Raw genomic sequence first — 23903 nt, 5'->3', positions numbered from 1 at the left:
GCCGGCCGGCGCACTAATGGGACACCGCCACGGGTGCCGTCTCGTGTGCCTCACGGCGTTCGAGGTACGTCTTCACCTCGCGGGCGACACGCGCCTCGACGATGAACGACAGAAACGGCACCACACCGCCCAGCGCGATCAGGAGAAACCGTTTGAGGGGCCAGCGCATGAGCGACCACAGCCGAAAGTCGGAGTACAGGTAGACGACATAGAACCAGCCGTGCACCATCAGGATGCCGGTGCTCAGGTTGATGGCCGTGGTGGTGCCATCGGGCACCAGTGCCAGAAACCCGCTCTCGCCACCGAGTTCGACCACCAGGCCGAGCGGTGTGTACTTGAGCACCATCTCGACCACAAGCAGAAGCAGCAGTACACCGGTGATGATGGAGCAGATCTGGTAGAACTTCAAAGAGCCACGGATGCGCGGAAAATCGACGCGCTTCGGTTCAAGTGCCATTCCGTTATTCTACGGTCGAAGGTTCGGCTCCTGCTGAGCGCCCGCGCCCAGCCCACCGGTTTCGGCTTCGCGGGCCTCGATCTCGGCGAGTTCCTGCTCGCGGAGCCAGGCGTCCTTCGCCAACCGGTACCAGAAGAAGATGGCGAAGCCGGCGAAGATCGCCCATTCTGCGGCGTAGAAGATGTTCAACCAGTTGACGGCGATGATCGGCTCGGGCACCGCGGAGTCGATCGTGGTGAGGCCGGCCGGCGGATGGTCGAGCACCAGGTAGCCGCCGTAGACGGGCACCTCGTCGAAATCGTGCCACAGGTTGATCAAGGCAGCCACCGACATGGTCGTCATCTGGTCCGCTGGCGCACCTGTTGGGGGCACCTCGGGCGCCTCGGCGGCCAGATAGCGACCGACGATCTCGGTCTGGTTCTGCGCTTTGGTCAGTTCCCTGCGGGCATCCTCGGCAGCCTGCCGGTCGGCCGACCAGCCGAGGCCGACGGCGAGCCCGGCAGAGTCGGGATCCACCACGAAATGACCCACCAGCCAGAATCCGGGTTCACCGCCGTTCAGCCGCCCGGTGAGAATGTCGTAGTCGCGCGGGTCGAAGTGGCCCTGCACGGTGACCCGTTGGCCGTCGACGTCGGTGGTGACCGGTTCGGTCGGCGACGTCCATTCGGTCAACGCAACCGGGGTCTCGGTGTCACGGTACGTGACCTCCCCGGTGATCACCGAACGCTCGAGCTGCCACTGCCCGAGCAGGGCGAAGGCAGCCGCGACCGCGAGTGCCAGCGCGAGCGCCAGCAGCCACCGGGGGCGCAGCATGACACGCAGCATGACAGACTCGTTTCCTTGAATCGTGCCGCGGGCACAGCACGCCGGCAACCACAATATTCTAGCCACCGGCGGCTGAGTCTTTGCCTGCTCGTGGGCGGGTTACTCCTTATATAGGGGATGGCCCCCTTAACGACGCAGTCGGACCCGTCCGAAGACGGGCCCGACTGGCAGTGTCGACTATTCAGCTATTTGCAGGCCTTCAAGTCGGCAACGTTGTTGCTCAGCGCCCCGGTACCACCGAACAAGGTGATCGCAGACGGTGCCGCCGCCGTGATCTGGTTCAGTGTGGGCTTCGGAACACAGTTCGGCTGCACCAGGTACAGCGGCCCCTTGTTCTGGCCCGACAGGACAGCGCCGGCCAGAGCATCCGGGAACTGGGCCCCGGTCGCCAGGTAGACGCTCTTCGCTGGAGCGAAGACATCCGCACCGATCATTCGACTCGTCTCGTAACGGTCCGATCCGCCACGGCGGTCAGGAGCCACACCGGTCGCCGCCTTCAGCCCGTTCGCGACACCCGTGCTGACCGCTGCCGTTCCACCGGCGATGATCGTGTTCTTCACCTTGAGCTTCGACAGTTGCGACTTGGTCGCACCGTCCAGCTCCTTGGCAGAGCCGTTCACCAGGATGACCGGTGCTCCGACCGCCGCACCCGCGGCCGAGGCCGACAGTGCGTCAGGGAACATCTGGCCGGTCGCGACATAGGCTTTCGCCGCCGTCTGGAAACCGTACTTGCTGGTGTTGATGTTGTACGAGGTCGCGTAACGGTCGTTGCCCCAGACTCGCTCGGTCGACGCAATCTTCTTCAGCTGGGTCATGACCGCGTTCGAGACCGCGCCGGAACCACCAACAATGACGATCTTGGTCGGCTTCAACCGCTTGATCTCGTTCGCGACCGAAGCCGGCAACGAGTTCTTCAGCGTCAGCAGCAGCGGACCACCCTGCTTGGCGGCCACCGGAGCGGCCGACAGTGCGTCGGGGTAGTCCTGTCCGGTTGCCACGAACACGGTCTTTGCAGACGTGAACCCGGCCTTGGAGATGTTGATCGCCGTCACATAGCGGTCGTCACCCTGAATGCGCTTGACCGTCGGAGCCCATGTGACCACGGCGGTCGGTGCCGAGAGCGTGTAGGCATCGCCGTAGCCGACCTTCTTGCCCGTGACGTTCACTGTCATCTTCGAACCGACATCGGCAGCGCCCAGGGTGTAGGTCGTACCGGTCGCCCCGGTCACGAGCGCACCGTTCCGGTACCACTGGTAGCCGAGCTGCGCATCGGCGGGCGTCCAACCGGTGACCGAAGCCGTGAGCTTCGAACCGCTGGTCGTCTTACCCGTGATCGACACAGCACCCGACGTCTGCCCGGCGCGCTGCACCGTGTCTGTGCCACCCGACGGCTTACTCGCCGTGGTGTAGCCGGTCTTGGTACCGGTGACCCTGACGGAGATGCGCTTACCAGAGTCTGCACCCTGGATCGTGTAGGACGATCCGATTGCTCCGCTGATCAGCACGGTATCGGCGAACCACTGGTATGTCAGCTGAACTGGGGCGGGCCCCCAGTCTCCTGGGATCGCGGAGACCGTGTTTCCGACCCGAACGCCCAGAGCCGGCGTGACCTTCGGGGTCGTCTGCGACAACGTACCTGCTATGACCGGACCGGCCTGAAGCGATGTCGCCGTTGCGGTCGTGTAGCCGGGCTTGGTTCCGGTCACGGTGAACGTGACGTTCTTGCCGAGGTCGCCAGCTGCAACCGTGTAGACCTTGCTGGTGGCTCCGGTCACGGCAACGCCATCGACGAACCACTGGTAGGTCTTCGTGGGGGCGACGGGTGTCCATTCGGGGTCGGTGGCCGTGAGGTTCTGGCCGACTTGTGCTGTGCCGTCGATCACGGGCTTCAACGAGACGAACGTTGCCTTGGCAATCGTGGCCGTTTCTGCAGAGGTCTTGGTGACATCCGTATAGCCGGTCTTCGATCCGGTAATCGAGACCGAGAGCTTGGCGCCCTGGTCTGCGGCAACCAGCGTGTACGTGGTAGCAGTGGCTCCGGTGATCGGGTTGCCGTTGCGCAGCCACTGGTAGCCGAACGTCACGCCGGTCGGAGACCAATTGGGCTCAGCGCCATCTGCGGTCAACACCTGGTCAACTTTGGTGGGCCCGGAGATCGTGGGCGTGGCGCCAACGATCCGTCCCTCGAAGGAGTATTCCACGCAGCCGACCGTGATCGAGTGGATCACCGCAGAACCCTTGAGACCAGAGCCCAGGCTGTAGCCGAAGCTCACGACCCTTGCGTTCGGGTTCGCGGCGATGTATTCGTCCAAGGTGCCGAGGCTGTCATAGCCACCGCCAGCGGGAACCCCGAAACCGGACTTGTTCGTCCACCACATTCCTGCGCCGTAGAGGTCGCCTTCATTCACGAGGTAGCCGTCCCAGGTTCCGTTGCCGTCGCGGTCGACACCCAGCTGGATGCTCGGCAAGCCGGCGACTCCGTTGCTCAGGTCCATCGAGACACTTCCGACATCAGCCAGCGGAATGCTCAGTGCGCGGTAACCCGCCGTCTTATCGGTCGACGTGTCGCCTTCTGTCCACACGTGCAGGCCGTCGGCAACGAAGTCGTTGTGACCTGTTGCCCGTGTGTCGCTGAAATTCCACCCGTTGTTGTCAATGTTGGTCGACAGTGGTCCAGCGTCAACGTCCGTGCACATCTCGACCACCGCGGGAACCGTGACGACCCCCGTTGGTCCAGACGTTAAGGTCGCCGCGCTGTAACTGGTGGCTAAGCCGGTGATGGCGACGGTGATCATCGCCCGCATGTCCGCAGACGCCAAGACATAGGTCTTGGCCGTGGCACCCGAGATGGCGACGCCGTTGCGGAACCACTGATAGGTGAACGTCGCGTTCGAGGGGTTCCAAGTTCCGGTCTCCGCCGTCAGCGTGTCGCCCACGACCGTCGTACCGCTGATCGACGACTGGCCGGCCATCGAGGCGGGGACGACTGTTCCAGTGGGCGCCGAGGGTGCAGAAGCACCGGTGTAGTCAGTCTTGGCACCGGTCACGATAACCGTCATCTTCTTGCCGATATCGGCCGCAACCGGGGTGTAGGTCATGCTCCTGCCGGACGTACCGACGCTCACACCATCGCGGTACCACTGGTAGGTGAAGGTAGCGTCGGTGGGCGTCCAGTCGGTGCCCGGGTTTGCGGTCAGGACTGAGCCGAACACAGCGTTGCCGCTGATGGTCGGGGTTCCCGGCAGAATCACCGGGGCCAGGTCGAACGTATACTCCGCACACCCGACCGTGATCGACGTGATCGTCGCGTCGCCCAGAACGCCGGAACCGAGGCTGTAGCCGATCTGGTTGACCTTCGCGTTCGGGTTGGCAGCCAGATAGTCGGTCAGCGTGCCGTAGCTCTTGTACCCAAGGCCGCCTCCGACGCCGAAGTCAGTGGCGCTCCACCACATCCACTGGTCGTAGGCCCACGGCTCACCGACGACATAGTTGCCACCGATCGAACTACCGGTCTTCGATACCCGCAACTGGATGCTCGGGCGGACGCCCGTGTGGCTAGCGAATTCGATACTGGGCTCGCCCAGCTGCGCCAGAGAGATTGGCGTGATGCTCTTGTATCCAGAGACTTTGGAGACCGTCGGCGCGTTGCTGGTGGTCCACACGTGAAGCCCGTTCTCGACGTACTGGTAGCGTCCGGCGCTCCCGGCGCTCGAAGCCCAACCGTTGGCCGCGTTGAACCCATTGGTGGACACGCCACCGTCGGTGACGATCTCACACAACTGGATGTTTGTCCGCACCGCGTTGGATGCCGCGGACTTTGCCGAGGTTCCCGCACTGTTCGTGGCGGCCACGGTCGCTGTGTAAGAGAGCGCTGCGGTCAGGTCGGCGAACACATGCGAGGTCTCACCTGCGCCGACCGTGGCGACGAGCGGAGAGCTCCCGCCGGTTGTCGGGGTGAGCGTCACGGTGTACTCGGTGATCGCGGATCCGCCATCGCTGGCGGGCGCAGTCCAGGTGACCTTGATGTCTGAGTGGCCCTCGAGCGCCGCGGACGGCGCCTCGGGAACGCTCGGGAGGAAAATCCCGTTGAAAAAGTAGCTCGCGCAGTTGACCCCGGCGGACCGCAGGACTACAGAATTGAGCTCTCCAGCGGAGTAGAGCACCGTCACCTTGGTGACATCTACGTTGCCGATGGTGTCCAGGGCATCCTGCAGGCTACCGCTGTAGTCGCCGCCCTGTCCTGTGGTCGGCCGAAAAGGCAATACCGCATCATTACTCCAGAACTCGGAAGCATAGATCCCTTCCCAGTGCAGGGCGCCACTCGCGGTCTCCAGAATTATCCCCAGCCCCTGGCCCGCGGGAACGGTCTCCGGGTCGAGCATCAGGTTGCGCGCGTCGGCCAGCTTGAAGTCAACGTTTCGAGTGATCTCGATGTCCTCCCACGCGTCCGAGGTCAATTTCAAGCCACCCTCAACGAACTCTGCACCCGAATTGGGGATCGTCCAACCGTTGAAGTTCAGGTTCGAGGCAACGCCACCAGCCTGTGGATCAACGCATTCATTCGCCATGACAACGGGAACCAACGTGAGCGTGGTGGTTGCTTCCCCGAATGGCGCCTTAGTGGGAGGGAAGTCGAGAAGAGTGGGCGCATTGCCGTCGACAGTTGACGATGAACGCTCAAGGTAGACCACGCTGTCGTCGAGATTGGCGACAAAGGCTGAACCGCCGGTGAAGTGGACGGTGCCGAGCTTCACTGGACCGTTGTCGGTACCTCTGACACCGTTGACATCGCCTGGATCACCAAACTGGATGCCCCTGGCATTTCCGGTGAGGGTCGTCACCCCGGCAAAGGTCACATCGGAGATGTCAGTGTTGATGCCCAGCGAACTCTTCGTGTAGAACGCAATACCAGCCCACGCGCTGTTCACCACCGTCACGTTGTTGAAGTGAATATTTTGCGACTGGTTGGTCTCGGTGCCACTGTACGATGCGGAAACGGAGATGCCGTTCTTCTTAAAATCTGCCACCGTGACATTGGACAGGGTCAACCCGTTAACACTGTTTACGTCAATTCCCGTTGTCTTGTTGGCTTGCGTCGTGGCGCTGCCGTCCAGAGCGAAATTTTCCAGAACGACATCGTTGGTGTCAAAGATGTCGATGAACTTGCCTTCACCGGCAGAAACTTGCTTGAGAATGACCGGCCCGTCGTCGCTTCCCCGCAACGTCAGACTTTTGACGATTCGCAACGTGTTGCTGACGTCGTACTCTCCAGGAGCCAATGTGATCACGCCGCCCGAGGCGATGTCGTTGATAGCACCCTGAATGTTCTCACCGGGAGTCACCGCGATGCTCTCATCCCCTGCGGCGGCAGAGGCCGGCGATGCCACCAACACCCCCCCAGTCAAGACCATTGCACTAGCGGCGATGCCACTGACGATGCGCATGAGGCGCGACGATGTCACAGACAAGATAGAACTCCCGAAAAATAGCTCCGGCGCCGTGTGCACGGGTGAGCACAGCGATAGACGAGCGAAACTCAGGAAACACTAACAGGAGATGAGGATTCTTAAATAGTTTTCCTCAGCTGGGCACGGCCAATGAAAAAAAGAAAACGCTGGTCAAGATGAATATTCTTCACCCCTCCAAGTGGGGGGTGAAGATAATTCATTACTCGGCGATTTCATGTCTGCGGGGTGCTCGAAGGCAACGACTTCAGCCGCATCGCAGAGGCGCCTCTGAGCCCGTCTCAGCTCCCCGCATGCCCCGGGGCACGCATGCCTGACGCCTGCCTACGCGTCTGGCTGCGGAGCCGCGGTAATGTCGGGCGCCTTCAGACGCACCCGGTCGGCCGATTCATCGTCGGGTTGCTCCTGGCTGTCACGCTCCGCCTGAACCCGTTCCAGGTAGAACGCCACCTCACGCTGCTCGCGCTCGGCATCCCAGCCGAGAACCCCCGCCATGAGCGACGCGGCGACCGGCGCCGCCGCCACTCCGCGGTCCCACGCCTCGATCGAGATGCGGGTGCGCCGGGCGAGCACATCGTCCAGATGCATCGCCCCCTCGTGAGACGCGGCGTAGACCACCTCAGCGCCGATGTAGTCGTCGGCGCACGGCAACGGCTCCGCCAGCGAGGGATCCTCTCCGATGATGTCGAGCAGTTCGTCCGTGAGCGTTCCGTACCGGTTCAGCAGGTGCTCGATCCGTACCGGGTGCACACCGAACGCCCGGGCGATCTTGCCGCGCTTGTTCCACGCGGCCTGATAGCCCTCGGCGCCGAGCAGCGCGATGTCGGCGGTGGCGGAGGCCGGGATCTTCCCGTCGAGGGCATCGACTGCCGCGTCGATCGCATCCTTGGCCATGATGCGATACGTGGTCCACTTGCCGCCGGCGATCACGACGAGGCCGGGTACCGAGTGCCCCACCAGGTGCTCCCTGGACAGCTTCGACGTTTCATCCGATTCACCCGCCAGCAGTGGCCGGAGCCCGGCATAGACGCCCTCGACGTCTTCGCGGGTGAGTGGCACGTTCAGCACCTTGTTCACGTGCTCCAACAAATAGTCGATGTCGGCTGCGGTGGCGGCCGGGTGCGCCTTGTCGAGGTTCCAGTCGGTGTCGGTCGTGCCGATCAGCCAATGCCGGCCCCAGGGGATGACAAACAACACACTCTTCTCAGTGCGCAGCAGCAGGCCCATCTTCGACTGGAACCTGTCTCTGGGCACCACCAGGTGAATGCCCTTCGAGGCCCGCACCTTGAACGTGCCGCGCTCCCCCACCATGCGCTGGGTGTCGTCGGTCCAGACCCCGGTCGCGTTCACGACCTGTTTCGCCCGCACCTCAAACTTCTCGCCCGTGATGAGGTCGTGCGCCTCGACACCGACGACGCGTTGGCCGACCTTGAGGAATCCCTCCACTCGCACTCGGCTGGCCACGTGCGCGCCATATGACGAAGCGGTGCGTGCCAAGGACGACACGTAACGCGCATCATCAACCTGGGCATCCCAGTAGGCGATCCCACCGACCAGGGCGTTCGACGACAGTGATGGCATCGCCTTCTGGATCTGCCTTTTGGACAGGTGCCTGTGGTGCGGCACCCCCGGTGGCCGCCCGCCCGTGTAGGAGAACACGTCGTAGAGCAGCATTCCGGCACCCACGTACAGTCGTTCGATGAACCGTCGCTTCAGCGGGTACAGAAAACGAACCGGTTTGACGAGGTGTGGCGCGATCCGCTGCAACAACAGGCCACGTTCGATGAGCGCCTCCCGTACCAGCCGAAAGTCGAGCTGCTCAAGGTATCGGATGCCGCCGTGCACGAGCTTCGATGAACGGCTCGAGGTTCCCGACCCCCAGTCGCGCGCCTCGAGCAGCCCCACGCTCAGTCCACGGGTCACGGCGTCCAGGGCGGCGCCGGTGCCGACGATTCCGCCACCGATCACCAGCACGTCGAACTCGCGTGATTTCAGCGCCTTCAGCGCCTCATCACGCTCGTCCATCCCGAGCTTCGTCGAAAGAGTGACCGATTTGAGTCTGGCCATGTGCGTTGCCCTCCTTCCGACCAGTCGCCGCGTGGCGATGGTGAACTATTGCGACACGTATGGCGCGACGACCACGTCGACCCGTTGGAACTCCTTCAGATCAGAGTAACCGGTTGTCGCCATCGAACGCCTCAGCGCACCGACCAGGTTCGCGGTGCCGTCGGCGACGGTAGCCGGACCGTACAGAATCTGTTCCAGCGGCGCGATCGTTCCGACACGAACCCGCTTGCCGCGCGGCAATTGGCCGTGGTGCGCCTCTTGCCCCCAGTGCCAGCCGCCACCCGGGGCATCGGAGGCCCGCGCCAGCGACGCTCCCAGCATCACGGCGTCGGCGCCCATGGCGATGGCCTTGACGATGTCGCCGGAAGTGCCGAGGCCGCCGTCGGCGATCACATGCACGTATCGTCCGCCCGACTCGTCGAGGTAGTCCCGTCGCGCCCCTGCGACATCCGCGACGCTGGTCGCCATCGGGGCGTGGATTCCGAGTGCCGCCCTCGTGGTGGCCGCCGCGCCGCCGCCGAAGCCGACGAGCACCCCGGCAGCGCCAGTTCGCATCAGGTGTAGTGCCGGTGTGTACCCGGCCGCACCGCCTACGATCACCGGCACATCGAGTTCGTAGATGAATTTCTTCAGGTTGAGTGGCTCACGCTCCTTGGAGACGTGTTCGGCCGAGACGGTGTTGCCACGGATGACGAACAGGTCGACCCCGGCGTCGACGACGGTCTGGTACAGCTCCTGTGTGCGCTGCGGCGACAGCGCACCAGCGACCGTGACACCGCCGGCGCGGATTTCGGCGAGCCTGCTGGTGACCAGCTCGGGCTTGATCGGCTCGGCGTAGATCTGCTGCATCCGAGCCGTGGCGGCGTCGGGAGCAAGCTCGCGAATCTCGGCGAGGAGCGGTTCCGGGTCTTCGTAGCGGGTCCACAGCCCCTCCAGGTCGAGCACGCCGAGCCCGCCGAGCTCCCCCATCTGGATAGCAGTGGCCGGCGAGACCACCGAGTCCATCGGGGCGGCCATAAAGGGGATGTCGAATTGGAACGCGTCGATGCTCCAGCTGACCGACACGTCCTCGGGGTCACGGGTGCGCCTCGACGGCACGATCGCGACATCGTCGAAGGCATACACTCGGCGCCCACGCTTCGCGCGGCCGATCTCTATCTCCATGCTCACCGTTCAAGACTAGGACATGATGCCGCGTTGCGGTCCGCGCCCGGCGGTTGACCGGCGACCCGTGCCACTGTGGGGGTTCTGGGGTTGTCAAAATTTCAGGAGACGAGGGTTGCGGAGGTGTAGAGCGGGTCGGCGTTCCTGCCCTCCTGCATTTCTGCAGGTGACAAGTGGGCGACTGACACAGGCCCGGCGATGGGGCAGGCTAGGGTCATGACCCCTGCACCCATCTTTGACTCCCTCGAAACACTCCGCACCCGCACCAGCGCGAAGTGGACGGTGTTCGAGCCCGACGTGCTGCCGCTGCCGGTCGCCGAGATGGACTTCCAGCTCGCCGAACCGATCGCCGAGACCCTGATGGCGGCCATCAGGCGCTCCGACACCGGCTACCAGTTTCCCCACACGGCACTGCCCGAAGCGTTCGCCGCATTCGCCGGCCGCCGATGGAACTGGACAGTCGACCCGGGCCAGGTCTGGACCACCACCGATGTGAGCGTCGCCATCGTCGAGACGTTGCGCCGGGTTGCCCCTGTCGGCAGCGAAGTGGTCGTCAACCCACCGATCTACCCGCCGTTCTTCGACCTCATCCCCGAGGCCGGGCACCGGGTGAAGGAGGTTCCCCTCGCCCCGGACGGTGCCGGCGCCTGGATGATCGACCTCGATGGCCTCGAAGCGGCCTTCGCCGGCGGTGCCCGCGCCTTTCTGCTCTGCAACCCGCACAATCCGCTCGGTCTACCGCATTCGCGCGAAACTCTGGCCGCAGTGGCCGAACTGGCGCAACGCTATGACGTGGCTGTCGTCAGCGACGAGATCCATGGGCCACTCACCTATCCGGATGCCACGTTCACCCCGTTTCTCGACGTCTCCGATGCCGCACGCCGCCAAGGCGTCTGTGTGACCGCCGCCAGCAAGGGATGGAACATCGCGGGCCTCAAGTGCGCTCTGATGGTCACCGCACACCCGAACAAGGCGACGATTGTGGGCGGTATGCCCGACGAGGTGAACTGGCGCACCAGCATCTTCGGCTACCTCGCCTCAGTGGCGGCGTTCAGCCAGGCCGAGGAGTGGCTCGACAGCGCCCTGGTGCAGTTGCGGTCCAATCGCAGCCTGCTCGGCAACCTACTGGCCGAACACCTGCCGGGCGTGCGCTACGCGGAACCACAGGCGAGCTACCTCGCCTGGCTTGACCTGCGCGCGCTCGGCTGGGGCGACGACCCATCGGCGCACGCCCTCGAGTCGGCCCGGGTGGCACTGAACCCCGGGCCGACATTCGGAGCCGAGGGCAACGGATTCGTGCGACTCAACTTCGCCTGCTCCCCCGAGATTCTGGTCGAGGCAGTCACCCGCCTCGCCGGCTGACGGCCCGGTCAGGGCCACGGCCCAGCGGATTACTTGCGATAGTTGGGCGCCTCGGCGATCATGTGAACGTCGTGCGGGTGCGACTCCTTCAAACCGGCCGCGGTGATGCGCACGAATTTTCCGCGCTGTTTCAACTCGGTGATCGTGCGTGCGCCGACGTAGAACATCGACTGCCGCAGCCCGCCGATCAGCTGGAACGCCACCGCTGACAACGGCCCGCGGTACGGCACCTGTCCCTCGATCCCCTCCGGGATGAGTTTCTCGTCGCTCGGAACATCCGCCTGAAAATAGCGGTCTTTCGAATACGACGTCTGTTCGCCGCGCGTCTGCAGCGCACCCAACGAACCCATGCCGCGATAGTTCTTGAACTGCTTGCCGTTGACGAACACCAGGTCGCCCGGGCTCTCATCACAGCCGGCCAGCAGCGACCCGACCATGACCGTGTCTGCCCCGGCCACCAAGGCCTTGGCGATATCACCGGAGTACTGCAACCCGCCGTCGGCGATCACCGGCACACCGCTGCCCTTCGCCGCCTGCGCCGCCTCATACACCGCGGTCACCTGGGGCACGCCCACCCCGGCCACAATGCGGGTCGTGCAGATCGAGCCCGGCCCAACTCCCACCTTCACCGCGTCGACGCCGGCCTCGATCAACGCCAGTGCGCCGCCGCGTGTGGCCACATTGCCGCCGATCACGTCGATGTGGTTGAACGCCGGGTCGGCCTTCAGCCTTCGGATGATCCCGAGCACCCCTTCACTGTCGCCATTCGCCGTGTCCACGACCAGCACATCGACGCCCGCGTCGACCAGCGTGGTGGCACGCCGCCAGGCGTCTCCGAAGAAGCCGATGGCCGCGCCCACCCGCAACCGCCCGTCCTCGTCCTTGGTCGCGAGCGGATACTGCTCCGACTTGTCATAGTCCTTCACCGTGATCAGCCCGCGCAGTTTGCCCGCCTCATCGACGAGCGGCAGCTTCTCGATCTTGTGCTTCGCAAAAATGGCCACCGCGCCGTCCTGGTCAATACCGACCGGAGCGGTGATCAGGGGGGTTCTGGTCATCACTTCGCGAACCAGCGTCGTCGCCTTTGCCGTGTTCGACACGAACCGCATGTCACGGTTGGTGATGATCCCGACCAGCAGCCCATCACCGTCGACGACGGGAAGCCCGCTGATCCTGAAATGCCCGCAGATCGCGTCGACCTCGGCGACCGTGGCATCCGGCGTCGTTGTCACCGGATTCGTGATCATGCCCGACTCGCTGCGTTTGACCTTGTCGGCGTGCTCCGCCTGATCGGCGATGGACAGGTTGCGGTGCAGGATGCCGATACCGCCCTGGCGCGCCATGGCGATTGCCATTCGGGCCTCGGTGACCGTGTCCATCGCCGCGGACAGCAGCGGGGTCGCCACGGTGAGGCGCCGGGTCAACCGTGAAGAGGTGTCAGCCTCGCTGGGGATGACGTCGGTGTGCCCCGGAAGCAGCAATACATCGTCATACGTCAAGCCGACAAAGCCGAACGGATCTGACTGGTCCATCAACACCCCTTATATTCACGCCGATTCCCGCGCAGACATTTGCCTCAGCGGGTGAAAGACAACCGTCTCATATTAATCGATTCCCGGGCGGTGTGCCGAGTGAAGATTGGGGCCCGGATGTTTCACTCGGGTAACGACGTACTGATGAGTTCGCAACCGAGACTGAATATGAGTCATAATCGTCAGGTATCGCCGACGAGGCAGTCGGCGACAAACCTGATGCCCAGCGCCGAAAATGTCGCGAGGTGTTCCGATGGAGGTTTAGTGGCTTACCACCGCAGGGCGTTACGCCTACGCAAAAATATCTTTGTTGCATTGTTCGGGCTCATTTTCGCGGCGTTCATGCTCTCATCGTTGGCAGTGGCTCCGGCCGCGCACGCCGACGAAGTCGGCACAGACGAATACGACTATGCGATCTCGGGCTTTGTGAAGTTCCAGGACGAACCGCTCGACGGAGTCCTGATCAAAGTCGAAGGAAACGGCTACAACGCCGAGGTCAAAACCGGTGCCGACGGCAAATGGAAGATCGGAGTTCCCGAGGCCGGCACCTATACGGTGACCCTCGTGGAGGACACCCTCCCCGAGGGTGTGATCGTCGCCGAGGAGGGCAAGGATGTCGCCGAGGTGACCTTCGGCCAGTCGAAGACGAAGGCGATGAACTTCTTCCTCGGGCAGGGCGAACGGGTCACTGTGAGTTTCTTCGACCAGTTCCTCGACCGCGCGTTCAACGGTCTGAGTTTCGGTCTGCTTCTGGCGTTGGCCTCCATCGGCCTGTCGCTGGTGTTCGGGACCACCGGGCTGGTCAACTTCGCGCACGCTGAGATGCTCACTTTCGGCGCGTTCATGACCTTCACCTTCGGCCCTGTTCTGGGGTTCCCGATCTGGCTGGCCATCCCCATCGCTGTGCTGCTGACCGGGTTGTTCGGGTTCCTCAACGACTATGCGTTGTGGAGACCATTGCGCAAGCGCCGGGTGGGCATCGTGCAGATGATGATCGTCAGCATCGGCTTGTCGATCACCCTCCGCTACCTCTACCAATACATCTACGGCGGCCAGACCGAGCAGTTGCCCGGGGCGACCGGTGCCGAAGTGATCACCGTCGGTCCGATTTCGTTCACCATCGTGGATGTCTGGAGCATGAGCATCAGTATCGTGTTGCTCTTCGCTGTGGCGTTCTTCCTCACCAGGACGCGCATCGGCAAGGCCACCCGCGCGGTGTCTGACAACTCGGCCCTCGCCGCCGTCAGCGGCATCAACGTCGAGCGCGTCACCAGCATCGTCTGGATCATCAGCGGTCTTCTGGCCGGTACCGGCGGTATCCTCTGGGCTTACTTCCGTCCGGGTGTGAACTGGGACATGGGCTTCCAGTTGCTGCTGCTCATCTTTGCCGCGGTGATCCTCGGTGGGATCGGAACCGCCTTCGGGGCCCTGGTCGGCTCACTCATCGTCGGCATGTTCGTGGAGCTGTCCACACTATGGCTGCCGTCCGACATGAAGTACGTCGGTGCGCTCGGCATTCTGATCCTCGTCCTATTAGTCAGACCCCAAGGAATTCTGGGTCGTAAAGAGAGAGTCGGTTAGGGGCCATCATGGATTGGGGATCACTTTTCACCAACGCCGCCTACGAAATTATCAGTCCCACCACCGCGGCCTACGCGCTTGCGGCAATGGGTCTGGCAGTTCACTTCGGTTACACCGGCCTGCTCAACTTCGGCCAGGCCGGATTCATGGCCGTCGGCGCCTACGGCTTCGCGATTTCGACACTGACCTTCGGGTTCCCGTGGTGGGCAGCGTTGCTCACCGGTATCGCCGCCTCCGTCGTGCTCGCGTTGATCCTGGGTATACCGACCCTGAGGTTGCGGGCCGATTACCTGGCGATCGTCACCATCGCCGCCGCTGAGATCGTGCGCCTGTTGTTCACGACGAACACCTTCGCGGCTGTGACCGGCTCCGCTGCCGGGCTCTCCGGATACAAAACCTCCTGGCAGGCGATGAATCCCATCCCTGCGGGCAACTACAATATCGGCCCGTGGGTACGAGACCACAACGAGGTCTGGTTGCTCATCGTCGCCTGGGGCCTGGTCGGCCTGGCAGCACTGCTGATCTGGCTCCTGATGCGAAGCCCCTGGGGTCGAGTCATCAAGGGCATCCGAGAGGATGAGGATGCGGTGCGGGCGCTCGGCAAGAACGTCTACTCGTACAAGATGCAGTCTCTGGTGCTCGGAGGCGCGATGGGTGCATTCGCCGGAATGGTGTTCGTGTTGCCGAGGTCGGTGCAGCCGGGCAACTTCCAGCCAACGCTGACATTCTTCATCTACGCCATCCTGTTGCTGGGTGGGGCCGCGACGATCTTCGGACCGATCATCGGCTCGATGATCTTCTGGACCCTGCTCTCCATCTTCTCTGGCTTCACTGCCCGGGCAGTAGAAATCGGCTGGCTGCCGTTCATGACCAGCCTGCAGGCGGGCCAGGTGCGGTTCATCCTGGTGGGTATTGCACTGATGGTGATCGTCATCTACAGGCCGCAAGGCATCTTCGGAAGCAAGAAGGAGCTCGCTTTTGTCAAACAGTGATATGCAAACGAAGACCACGGCCAAGCCTGTGAAGGCCACCGACCTTCATGTCGGCGGCCCCGAAGACATGCTTCCCGGCGTGCCCAAGCGTGACCCCATCGTCGTGGCAACCAACATCACCCGAACCTTCGGGGGGTTGAAGGCAGTCGATGTCGAGAGCCTCCAGATTCCACGCAACGCGATCACCGCGCTGATCGGGCCCAACGGGGCGGGCAAGACCACCCTGTTCAACCTGCTCACCGGGTTCGACAAACCCGACACCGGTGACTGGGCCCTGAACGGCAAGTCGTTGAAGGGTGTGCCCGCGTTCAAGGTGGCCCGAATGGGCCAGGTGCGCACCTTCCAGCTCACCAAGGCACTGGGCATGATGACGGTGATGGACAACATGCTGCTCGGTGCCCAGAATCAGACCGGTGAGGGCTTCTTCCAAGCCATCATCCCGTCGATGTGGCGCAAGCAGGAAGACGACATCACCGAGAGGGCCCTCGACCTTCTGGAGCGATTCAAGCTCGTCAAGCTGAAGGATGACTACGCGGCCAGCCTCTCCGGTGGCCAGCGCAAACTGCTGGAGATGGCGCGTGCGCTGATGTGCCGGCCGGAGCTGGTCATGCTGGACGAGCCCATGGCCGGGGTGAACCCCGCGCTGACACAGTCGCTGCTCAGCCACATCATCGACCTCAAGTCAGAGGGAATGACGGTTCTGTTCGTCGAACACGACATGCAGATGGTCAAGCACATTGCCGACTGGGTGGTGGTCATGGCGGAGGGCCGCGTGGTAGCAGAAGGTGACCCGAAGACGGTCATGCGCAACCAGGCCGTGATCGACGCCTACCTCGGCAGCAACCACGGCAAAGACCTCGGGACCGACACCGACACCGTCAACACCATGAAGGAGCTGCTCGATGACCAACGTTAAACCGGAGGCGGCCACTGAAGTATCCGCCGCAGAGCCAGGCTCCCCCGTGGCTGAGACCCGCGAATTGGTGGTCGAGGCGAAGAACGTCACGGCCGGCTACCTGCCAGGGATCAACATTCTGAACGAATGTTCGCTCACCGCCTACAAGGGAGAGCTGATCGGTATCATCGGCCCGAACGGAGCCGGCAAATCCACTCTGCTCAAGGCGATCTTCGGCCTGGTGCAGGTGCGCGGTGGGGAGATCAACCTCTACGGTGAGGACATCACCAACCTGAAGGCCAACGAGCTGGTCTCCCGCGGTGTCGGTTTCGTGCCGCAGACGGAGAACGTGTTCCCCACGCTGAGCATTCGCGAGAACCTCGAGATGGGCCTGTTCCAGAAGCCCAAAGAGATCGATGAGCGGCTCGCGTTCGTGCTGGGAATCTTTCCCGAGCTGGAGAAGCGCCTGAAGCAGCGAGCGGGCTCACTCTCCGGTGGTGAACGCCAGATGGTGGCAATGTCGCGCGCGCTCATGATGGGCCCACACGTGCTGCTGCTGGATGAGCCCAGCGCCGGTCTCTCCCCCGTACGCCAGGATGAGGCGTTCCTCCGTGTCAAGGAGATCAACCGCGCTGGTGTCACCACCATCATGGTTGAGCAGAACGCCCAGCGCTGCCTTGAGATCGCCGACCGCGGCTACGTGCTCGACCAGGGCACCGACGCCTACACGGGAACCGGGCGCGAGTTGCTGGGCGACCCCAAGGTCATCTCGCTGTACCTCGGCACCCTCGGGGATGAAGACGACGACTGACCCATTGTGAATCGGGGCCCGGGTGCAGCGCACCCGGGCCCCTTTTCGTTGTGCCCGTTCCGCACTCGCGGGTCGGAGGCGGGTTGTGTGGCTTCGCCCCTGTCCCACAATCCGGTCCCACAACGCTGTCGCACGCAGTACGTCAGGAGGAGAGCACTCCAAAAGGAGAGCACTTCAGGAGGAGAGCACTTCAGGAGGCGAGCGCCGTCGCCGCACCCAACGCGCCCACCCTGTTCTCCTCCTGACTTCCACGCACTGACGGATTCAGAAATTCAGGCGGAGAGCCGCGCCGATGCACCCAGTGCATCCGCGATCCCCAGCTCCTGAATTTTCACAATGGTGGCTGACCGCGTTCGGCGGAGCGATGGGGCGCGGCCCCGCCTGCGAGGAGCCTGCACGACGCCGCCTTGAGACCCGGGCGGAGGTGCACCACGCACACAAAAGGCCCCCGGCAGAACCGGGGGCCTCGTGCTCGAGCGGATCAGTTATTAGTTGATGCGCTTGATGGTGTTGTCCTTCTGGTACTGGAAGATACCGATGGCAGCCTCAGTCGGGTCACCCTTCTCGTTGAAGGTGATCGGACCGGAGGGGCCGTCGTAGTCGGCTACTCCGCCGTCCAGAATGATCTTGGCGGCGTCAGCGAAGGTGGTCGCCTTCGTGCCGTCACCTGATCCACCGGAGACCTCGACCATCTTGCCAGCCATGGCCTTTCCGGACGTGTCCTGGGCTGCCAGCGCAGCCAGCGCGAGGAGTACCACAGCGTCATAGGACTCGGCCGCGTAGTTGAAGTTCTTCAACGTCGGGTCGATTGCCATCAGCTTGTCGTGGAAGTCAGCCGACAGCGCCGGGCCGGGCTGGGTGCCCTTGGAGCCCTCGAGCGTGCCCGGCTCGAAGTCCGCGCTGAAGTCAGCGAGGTTTCCGTCAACCAGATACATGCTGTCGTTCGGCGCACCGGCAGCAACCAGCGCGGGAATGATGACCTTGGCCTGCTCGAACGTGATCACGGCGATCGCGTCGGGCTTGGCCGCCATGACCGTGGAGATCTGTGCATCGAAGGTGGTGTCACCCTCGTTGAACAGCGCCTCGGAAACAACCTTGCCGCCAGCGGCCTCGTAGTTCTCCTTCAGCGACGCCGCCAGACCGGTGCCGTACGGGTCGTTCAGCACGATCATGCCGAGCGCGCTTTTGCCGTCTTCAGCGATCTGGTTGGCAAGCACCTCACCCTGCAGGAGGTCAGACGGAGCGGTACGGAAGTACAGTCCACCGTCGTCGTAGTCGGTGAAGTCTGGCGAGGTGTTCGCCGGCGAGATCTGCAGAACGCCTGCATCGGTGATCTTGTCGATGATGTTGAACGACACGGCCGAAGAGGCCGCCCCAACGATCGAGGTCACGCCTGCGGCAAGCAGGTCGGTGGCCGAGATGGTTGCGATGTCAGTGGTGGTGTCACCGGAGTCACGGAATGTGGCTTCGACCTTGATGCCCATGTTGGCTTCGTTGATCTCATTGACTGCAAGCTGCACGCCGGCTTCTTCGGGCGGGCCGAGGTAGGCCAGTTGTCCGGACTGCGGCAGGATCGTTCCGATCTTCAGCGTGAGGTCCGAAACGATCGGCTCTCCACCCGGCGCTGGTGCGGCCGACTCCGAAGGATCGGCTGTCGTCCCTGCTGCACAACCGGCAAGCACCAGTGCACTCGCGGTCAGGAGCGCGAGGCCTCCAAGTCTGCCGATTTTCTGAGAGCGGGAGGACGCCTTTGTAAATACGCTCATGTTTCTCCTTTAATGAATTGAAATTCGCAGTCCGATTGGAGACTGCTAGGTGTCACACTACGGGGCGTAAGTCAGAGTCGGGGCAAATCGGCATCACAACCGAAGTAACGGAGCTAAATCGTTACGTTACGAGCATTACTCGGTTGCCGTCCAATCGCCGGCACAGACCATATGGCCCGCGCCTGCTTTCATCTCAGTAGGAAAAATCCCGATTCAGGCTCTGACTCAGAAGCGAACTCAACTCTTTGCCCGTCGTACAGCACCTGGACTGCGGGCTGGGTCGACAGAGTGTCTGCGCACTCGCCGAAGCTGGAACAAGGGATTCCGTCGCCCGTGATCTCGGTCAGACCGGCGGCGATCGATCTCGCTCCATCATCGCCGCGAACCAGCGCAGCGAGAGCCGCGAGCACCGTCGCCTCATAGGCCTCCGCGCCGAAGCGTGTGTCCGTGACCGCCGGATCTGCCATCTTCAACTGCGCCACCAGGTCAGCGTCAGCCGTCCAGCCTTCGGCGATTTTTCCGTCGGCTCCAACCGCATCGAACGTGACAATGGTCACCTTTGCCGACTCGGGGTCGGCTCGAAGAATTTCTGCCAGGGCTGCGCTCGGGGGGCCCACCACGACGTCCACCCCGCGCTTGATGAGGTCGGCAAGGGCCGCGGCCATGACCTCCGGCTTTCCGTCGCCAGAGTTGCGGTGCAGAACTTCCACCGGAGCCCCCAATACGCCGCCCTGCTGGTTGATCTCCCGAACAGCGACCTCGACGCCTGCCGCAGCCGCAACCTGCACTGACGCGAGGTCACCGCTCGCGGGGAACAGTGTCCCGATGCGCAGCACGCCATCTCCGGATGCTTCGATCGGCGCCGCGGTGGCACTCGGCGAACTTGAGACCGAGGGGGAGGCGCTGGGCACCGTCTCCGCCGTGCACCCGGAGAGCGCGAGCGCGGCGATCGTGCCGAGCACGATCAATCTGGTCTTCGTCAACAGCGGCATCTGCGTAATTCTCCTTGAAGATTGTGGGTGGGCACGGATCGGGTCACGCGGGCGCGACGGGCATGCGCGATCGTCTGAGGCCCCGCGAGCTCGCCAACATGTCGACGGTGAGAACAATGAGTGCCAACCAGACGATGGCGAAGCCGACCCAGCGACCGGGCGGCATGGGCTCCATCAAGATGAAGGCGCCGAAGGCGAACTGAAGCACCGGCGCCAGGTACTGCAGAAGCCCAACGTAGACCAGTGGCAACCTGCGGGCCGCCGCCGCAAACAGAAGCAGGGGCACCGCAGTGATGATCCCCGAGGCCATCAGCAGCAGGCTGTGGCCCAGACTGATCTGGCCAAAGGTGAGACCACTGATCGAGCCGACGATGATCAGTTGGATGACCGCGATCGGCACCAGGAGCGCGGTCTCCACGGTGAGTCCGCTGACCGCGTCGACGCGACCGCCGACCTTGCTCTTGGTCAGGCCGTAGGAGGCGAACGTAAAGGCCAGCACGAGAGAAATCCAGGGCACCGCACCATAGTTGATCGCCAGAACCACGACTGCGACCCCACTGATTGCTACGGCTGCCCACTGCGCCGGGCGCAGACGTTCCCGCAGCACCACCACGCCGAGGAACACGGTGACGATCGGATTGATGAAGTATCCCAGCGCCGATTCGATCACATGCCCGTTCAGCACCGCCCAGGCGTAGGTCAGCCAGTTGAGATAGATGAGGCCCGCCGCAATGGCGAGGATGCCCAGCGGCCGTGGGCTCCTGACCACGATTGCCAGCGGCCTCCACGCCCGGGTCACGAGGATGATCAGCACACAGAAGACCAGCGAGAACAGGACGCGCATGGCGACCAACTCGAACGCACCCGTGGGTTCCACCGCGATGAAATAGACCGGCAGAAACCCCCAGATCATGTAGGCGAGAACACCGAAGACCAGTCCCGGGCGCGAAATACCGGCCTGGGCGGCCGGGCCGGGCCGATCGGTCGCGGGCATCGGCACCGTCGGGGCGGACTCTGGGGATTGTGGCACTGTTAGATCGTACTCCGCACGCAGATAGGCGAAGACCCGGACGGCCGATGGCCGTCCGGGTCTTCTGCAGGTTGTTGCGAGTGGTCAGCGAACCACCACGGCGAGAACGTCGCGGGCCGAGAGCACCAGGTAGTCCTGGGCGTCGTACTTGACCTCGGTACCACCGTACTTCGAGTAGATCACGCGGTCGCCGACAGAGATGTCGAGCGGCACGCGGTTGCCGTTGTCGTCAATGCGGCCGGGGCCGACTGCGACAACTTCGCCCTCCTGGGGCTTCTCCTTGGCAGTGTCCGGAATGACAAGACCTGAAGCAGTCGTCTGCTCCGCATCGATCTGCTTGATGACGATGCGATCTTCGAGCGGCTTGATGGAGACCGTCACGTTTGACCTCTTTCTACATAAGTTCTGAGTTAGCACACGCACCATGCGAGTGCTAACTATGAGTTTAGGGGGTGGGTTGGCACTCGCGCAATGTGAGTGCCAATTCTCGAGTGATACCGGTACGGTGAACCCATGGAAAGAACGGAGCTCATCGAACTGTTCTCGGCCGACGGCCTGGGGCTGCTCGACTCCTTGCCCGCCTACGACCCGGGCGTTGATGTGCTCGCCCTGGTCACTCGTCTGCGCCGTGAGGGCCACCCGCCGGCACTGGTGGCCGTCGTTCTCAGCCAGTGGAAGTTGCGCGCGAAGGCGCGCGTGAAATTCGGTGACTTCGCCGCACGGATGCTTTTCACCACGGCTGGCCTCGAGCAGGCCACCCGGCTCAAGGTGGCCGCCGGGCATGCCGGCCGGTTCGCGACGGCAAAGGTGGGGCGGGTCGCAGACCTCGGTTGCGGAATCGGCGGTGACGCGATGAGCCTGGCCGCCCTCGACCTGGCAGTGACCGCCGTCGATCAGGACGAGGTGACCGCGGCCCTAGCCAGCTACAACCTTGCCCCGTTCCCGAATGTGGAAGTGGTGCATTCCGCCGCTGAATCGTTCGACCTGGCCGGCCACGACGCCGCGTTCCTCGACCCGGCCCGGCGTACGGCCGGGCACAGCGAGACGCAGCGAGTTCGGGCATCCGACTACTCGCCGTCCCTTGACTTTGCCTTCGCCCTTACCGAGCGCATGCCCGTGGGGGTGAAGCTCGGCCCCGGAATGGACCGCGAGCTCATCCCGCCCGGCTGCGAAGCCCAATGGGTCTCGGTGAACGGCCAGGTCGTCGAGATGGGGCTGTGGTTCGGACCTCTTGCCCGGCCTGGAGTGGGCCGCTCGGCCCTGCTCCTTTCTGACGGTGCCGCCGCCGACCTGACGGCGACCGCTGACAGCCCAGACGAGCCAGTGGGCCCCGTGGGCGAGTACCTGTACGAGCCAGACGGAGCCGTGATTCGCGCCCGCCTCATCGGTGATCTGGCCCGACGCCTGAACGCGCATCCGATCAGTGAGGCGATCGCGTACCTCAGCTCAGATCAGTACCTGCCCACCCCGTTCGCGGCAGGTTTTCGGGTGCTGGAATCATGGCATCTGGACGAGCGGATGCTCAGAGCCGAGCTGCGCCGTCGCAACATTGGAGTGCTCGAGATCAAAAAGCGCGGCGTCGACGTTGACCCGGCCGAACTGCGCAAGCGGTTCGCGCTGCGTGGTTCCGAGAGCGCGACCCTGGTGCTCACCCGCGTAGCCGGGCGTCACACCGCGCTCCTGGTTGAGCGCCTCGATTAGCGTCGGTTCCTGGACTGGATCCCGTGCGCCCCATCCCCTGCGTCACATGCCGCCGAGGCCGACGAAGGCGGGGGCGAACATACCCATCATGACCAGCGGCAGCACCAACGAGAAGACGATCATCAAGAGGATCAGGGCTGCCCACACATAACCGATGATCACGCCGGCGAGCGCGAGGCCGCGACCGGACTCCCCTGTGGTCTTGATCTGCCCCAATGCAATGTGGCCGCAAACGATTCCGGCCGGTGGAAACACGAATGCCGCGATCAACGCGATGATCGCGAGGGTGTTCGTGCTCGGCCCCGTGGCGTACGGCTGGGCGTACGGTTGTGCGTACGGCTGGGAATAGGGCTGGCCGTAGGGCTGCGAATATGGCTGGCCCTGCTGGCCGTACTGCTGCTCATTGGGCTGGGCGTAGGGCTGGGCGTACGGCTGTGCGTATGGCTGGCCCTGCTGGCCGTACTGCTGCTCATTGGGCTGGGCAAATGGCTGGCCATGGGGCTGCTCGTTCGGCACGGCGTACCCGTGCTCGTTCGGTTGCTCCCACTGCGGGGCGATCGGCGGCGCCTCCGACGACCCATCAACTTCATCCGGCTGCGGCTGCGACCCCGGCTTCGGCTGCGGCTCCGACTGGTGTTCCGACTGCGGCTCTGTGGCCCCACCATTGACCCCATCATTGGGGGTGTACTGCTCCGAGGAGTTTGGGTCGGTCACGTGGCTCTCTTTCAGTGGGTCTGGCTCAATGATTCGGTTGGACATGCGGCACGAAATGACCAACGGGCCCCGACTGCAACCTTAATCGCAGTGGGGCCCGTTGGCTATTCACAAACTATGCCCTCAGGCCGCATCGCCCGATCGGGCAACGAGCACGGGAGGTGCGAGACCAGATCAGTACGAGCTGATCGAGGCCATGCTGCCGAGCAGGATCATCGGCATGATCACTCCAAAGATCATGATGAGCAGCCAGAGCGCGGTGAACACGTAACCCAGGATTGTGCCCCAGAGCGCGAGACCGTGCCCGGCTTCTCCGGTTTTCTTGATCTGTCCGAGTGCCATGTGGCCGCAGATGATGCCGACCGGCGCGAACACGAAAGCACCGATCAACGCGATGATGGCCAGTGTGTTGGTCTTCGCGCCCGCGGCGGGCTGCTGCGCGTACGGCTGACCGGGGGCGGGCGCGTAAGCGGGCGGCGGGCCGGCGGGCGGCTGGTTGAGGTTCTGGTTGGTCATGAGTGTTGCCTCTCTGGGTGAAAGCTCAAAATA

General features: G+C 63.5%; 18 protein-coding genes. 6 read left to right on the top strand and 12 right to left on the bottom strand.

Features of this window, described 5'->3' with window-relative positions:
• Window positions 1–13 precede the first annotated feature (13 nt).
• From DL891_RS11825 to DL891_RS11805, 5 genes are all read right to left on the bottom strand, one after another.
• Window positions 14–457, bottom strand: a complete 444-nt coding sequence (locus DL891_RS11825; protein WP_111720643.1) for a DUF3817 domain-containing protein — start codon at window positions 455–457, stop codon at window positions 14–16.
• A gap of 9 nt (window positions 458–466) precedes the next feature.
• A complete protein-coding gene (locus DL891_RS11820; protein ID WP_111720642.1) occupies window positions 467–1282 on the bottom strand; it encodes an SURF1 family protein in 816 nt (271 codons plus the stop codon).
• Window positions 1283–1467: 185 nt separating this feature from the next.
• Window positions 1468–6693, bottom strand: a complete 5226-nt coding sequence (locus tag DL891_RS11815) for a cell wall-binding repeat-containing protein (RefSeq protein ID WP_198668873.1) — start codon at window positions 6691–6693, stop codon at window positions 1468–1470.
• Window positions 6694–7071: 378 nt separating this feature from the next.
• The gene (locus DL891_RS11810) at window positions 7072–8814 is read right to left on the bottom strand and encodes a glycerol-3-phosphate dehydrogenase/oxidase (RefSeq protein WP_111720640.1); all 1743 of its coding nucleotides are present in this window, start codon (window positions 8812–8814) and stop codon (window positions 7072–7074) included.
• Window positions 8815–8859: 45 nt separating this feature from the next.
• Entirely contained in the window at window positions 8860–9978 is a 1119-nt protein-coding gene (locus DL891_RS11805) for a GuaB3 family IMP dehydrogenase-related protein (protein WP_111720639.1), read from the bottom strand.
• A 216-nt stretch (window positions 9979–10194) separates the two neighbouring features.
• Between DL891_RS11805 and DL891_RS11800 the strand changes: the two genes are divergently transcribed.
• Window positions 10195–11340, top strand: coding sequence for a MalY/PatB family protein (locus DL891_RS11800; protein WP_111720638.1), 1146 nt, complete (start codon window positions 10195–10197; stop codon window positions 11338–11340).
• 29 nt (window positions 11341–11369) lie between these two features.
• Here DL891_RS11800 and guaB read toward each other — a convergent pair whose 3' ends face one another.
• On the bottom strand, window positions 11370–12872 hold the full coding sequence (gene guaB, locus DL891_RS11795) for an IMP dehydrogenase (protein WP_111720637.1): 1503 nt from the start codon (window positions 12870–12872) through the stop codon (window positions 11370–11372).
• Between the two features lie 264 nt (window positions 12873–13136).
• Here guaB and DL891_RS11790 point away from each other — a divergent pair, with 264 nt between their 5' ends.
• From DL891_RS11790 to DL891_RS11775, 4 genes are all read left to right on the top strand, one after another.
• Complete coding sequence (locus DL891_RS11790; protein ID WP_368665633.1) at window positions 13137–14453, top strand: branched-chain amino acid ABC transporter permease; 1317 nt, start codon at window positions 13137–13139, stop codon at window positions 14451–14453.
• 8 nt (window positions 14454–14461) lie between these two features.
• Window positions 14462–15445: a branched-chain amino acid ABC transporter permease gene (locus tag DL891_RS11785; RefSeq protein WP_111720636.1), complete on the top strand. Its 984-nt coding sequence runs from the start codon at window positions 14462–14464 to the stop codon at window positions 15443–15445.
• A gap of 67 nt (window positions 15446–15512) precedes the next feature.
• Window positions 15513–16361, top strand: coding sequence for an ABC transporter ATP-binding protein (locus DL891_RS11780; protein WP_232819148.1), 849 nt, complete (start codon window positions 15513–15515; stop codon window positions 16359–16361).
• Window positions 16348–17151, top strand: a complete 804-nt coding sequence (locus DL891_RS11775) for an ABC transporter ATP-binding protein (RefSeq protein WP_111720634.1) — start codon at window positions 16348–16350, stop codon at window positions 17149–17151. Before DL891_RS11780 ends, DL891_RS11775 begins: the two co-directional genes overlap by 14 nt.
• Before the next feature lie 488 nt (window positions 17152–17639).
• Here the strand turns inward: DL891_RS11775 and DL891_RS11770 are convergent, their stop codons facing one another.
• From DL891_RS11770 to groES, 4 genes are all read right to left on the bottom strand, one after another.
• Window positions 17640–18917, bottom strand: coding sequence for an ABC transporter substrate-binding protein (locus tag DL891_RS11770; RefSeq protein ID WP_111720633.1), 1278 nt, complete (start codon window positions 18915–18917; stop codon window positions 17640–17642).
• 188 nt (window positions 18918–19105) lie between these two features.
• Window positions 19106–19909, bottom strand: coding sequence for an ABC transporter substrate-binding protein (locus DL891_RS11765; protein WP_111720632.1), 804 nt, complete (start codon window positions 19907–19909; stop codon window positions 19106–19108).
• A 43-nt stretch (window positions 19910–19952) separates the two neighbouring features.
• Complete coding sequence (gene rarD, locus DL891_RS11760) at window positions 19953–20939, bottom strand: EamA family transporter RarD (RefSeq protein ID WP_232819134.1); 987 nt, start codon at window positions 20937–20939, stop codon at window positions 19953–19955.
• A gap of 84 nt (window positions 20940–21023) precedes the next feature.
• Entirely contained in the window at window positions 21024–21320 is a 297-nt protein-coding gene (groES, locus tag DL891_RS11755) for a co-chaperone GroES (RefSeq protein ID WP_111720630.1), read from the bottom strand.
• A gap of 132 nt (window positions 21321–21452) precedes the next feature.
• On the opposite strand from groES, the gene DL891_RS11750 reads away from it, so the two are divergent.
• A complete protein-coding gene (locus tag DL891_RS11750; RefSeq protein WP_111720629.1) occupies window positions 21453–22640 on the top strand; it encodes a class I SAM-dependent methyltransferase in 1188 nt (395 codons plus the stop codon).
• Window positions 22641–22682: 42 nt separating this feature from the next.
• On the opposite strand, the gene DL891_RS17730 is transcribed toward DL891_RS11750, so the two are convergent.
• Both DL891_RS17730 and DL891_RS11740 read right to left on the bottom strand, forming a co-directional pair.
• A complete protein-coding gene (locus DL891_RS17730) occupies window positions 22683–23354 on the bottom strand; it encodes a DUF4190 domain-containing protein (protein ID WP_198668871.1) in 672 nt (223 codons plus the stop codon).
• A 174-nt stretch (window positions 23355–23528) separates the two neighbouring features.
• The gene (locus tag DL891_RS11740) at window positions 23529–23870 is read right to left on the bottom strand and encodes a DUF4190 domain-containing protein (protein ID WP_111720628.1); all 342 of its coding nucleotides are present in this window, start codon (window positions 23868–23870) and stop codon (window positions 23529–23531) included.
• Window positions 23871–23903: the final 33 nt, after the last annotated feature.

The sequence above is a fragment of the Homoserinimonas sp. OAct 916 genome (assembly GCF_003260275.1).
Taxonomy (GTDB): Bacteria; Actinomycetota; Actinomycetes; order Actinomycetales; family Microbacteriaceae; genus OACT-916.
The sequence above is the reverse complement of the archived record's forward strand: the minus strand, read 5'-3'. Positions and strand labels throughout refer to the sequence as shown.

Excerpts from the sequence above, each read along its gene's own strand:
- DL891_RS11825 (WP_111720643.1), bottom strand. The coding sequence starts at position 457 with ATGGCACTTGAACCGAAGCGCGTCGATTTTCCGCGCATCCGTGGCTCT.
- DL891_RS11820 (WP_111720642.1), bottom strand. The coding sequence starts at position 1,282 with ATGCTGCGTGTCATGCTGCGCCCCCGGTGGCTGCTGGCGCTCGCGCTG.
- DL891_RS11815 (WP_198668873.1), bottom strand. The coding sequence starts at position 6,693 with ATGGTCTTGACTGGGGGGGTGTTGGTGGCATCGCCGGCCTCTGCCGCC.
- DL891_RS11810 (WP_111720640.1), bottom strand. The coding sequence starts at position 8,814 with ATGGCCAGACTCAAATCGGTCACTCTTTCGACGAAGCTCGGGATGGAC.
- DL891_RS11805 (WP_111720639.1), bottom strand. The coding sequence starts at position 9,978 with ATGGAGATAGAGATCGGCCGCGCGAAGCGTGGGCGCCGAGTGTATGCC.
- DL891_RS11800 (WP_111720638.1), top strand. The coding sequence starts at position 10,195 with ATGACCCCTGCACCCATCTTTGACTCCCTCGAAACACTCCGCACCCGC.
- guaB (WP_111720637.1), bottom strand. The coding sequence starts at position 12,872 with ATGGACCAGTCAGATCCGTTCGGCTTTGTCGGCTTGACGTATGACGAT.
- DL891_RS11785 (WP_111720636.1), top strand. The coding sequence starts at position 14,462 with ATGGATTGGGGATCACTTTTCACCAACGCCGCCTACGAAATTATCAGT.
- DL891_RS11780 (WP_232819148.1), top strand. The coding sequence starts at position 15,513 with ATGCTTCCCGGCGTGCCCAAGCGTGACCCCATCGTCGTGGCAACCAAC.
- DL891_RS11775 (WP_111720634.1), top strand. The coding sequence starts at position 16,348 with ATGACCAACGTTAAACCGGAGGCGGCCACTGAAGTATCCGCCGCAGAG.
- DL891_RS11770 (WP_111720633.1), bottom strand. The coding sequence starts at position 18,917 with ATGAGCGTATTTACAAAGGCGTCCTCCCGCTCTCAGAAAATCGGCAGA.
- DL891_RS11765 (WP_111720632.1), bottom strand. The coding sequence starts at position 19,909 with ATGCCGCTGTTGACGAAGACCAGATTGATCGTGCTCGGCACGATCGCC.
- DL891_RS11750 (WP_111720629.1), top strand. The coding sequence starts at position 21,453 with ATGGAAAGAACGGAGCTCATCGAACTGTTCTCGGCCGACGGCCTGGGG.
- DL891_RS11740 (WP_111720628.1), bottom strand. The coding sequence starts at position 23,870 with ATGACCAACCAGAACCTCAACCAGCCGCCCGCCGGCCCGCCGCCCGCT.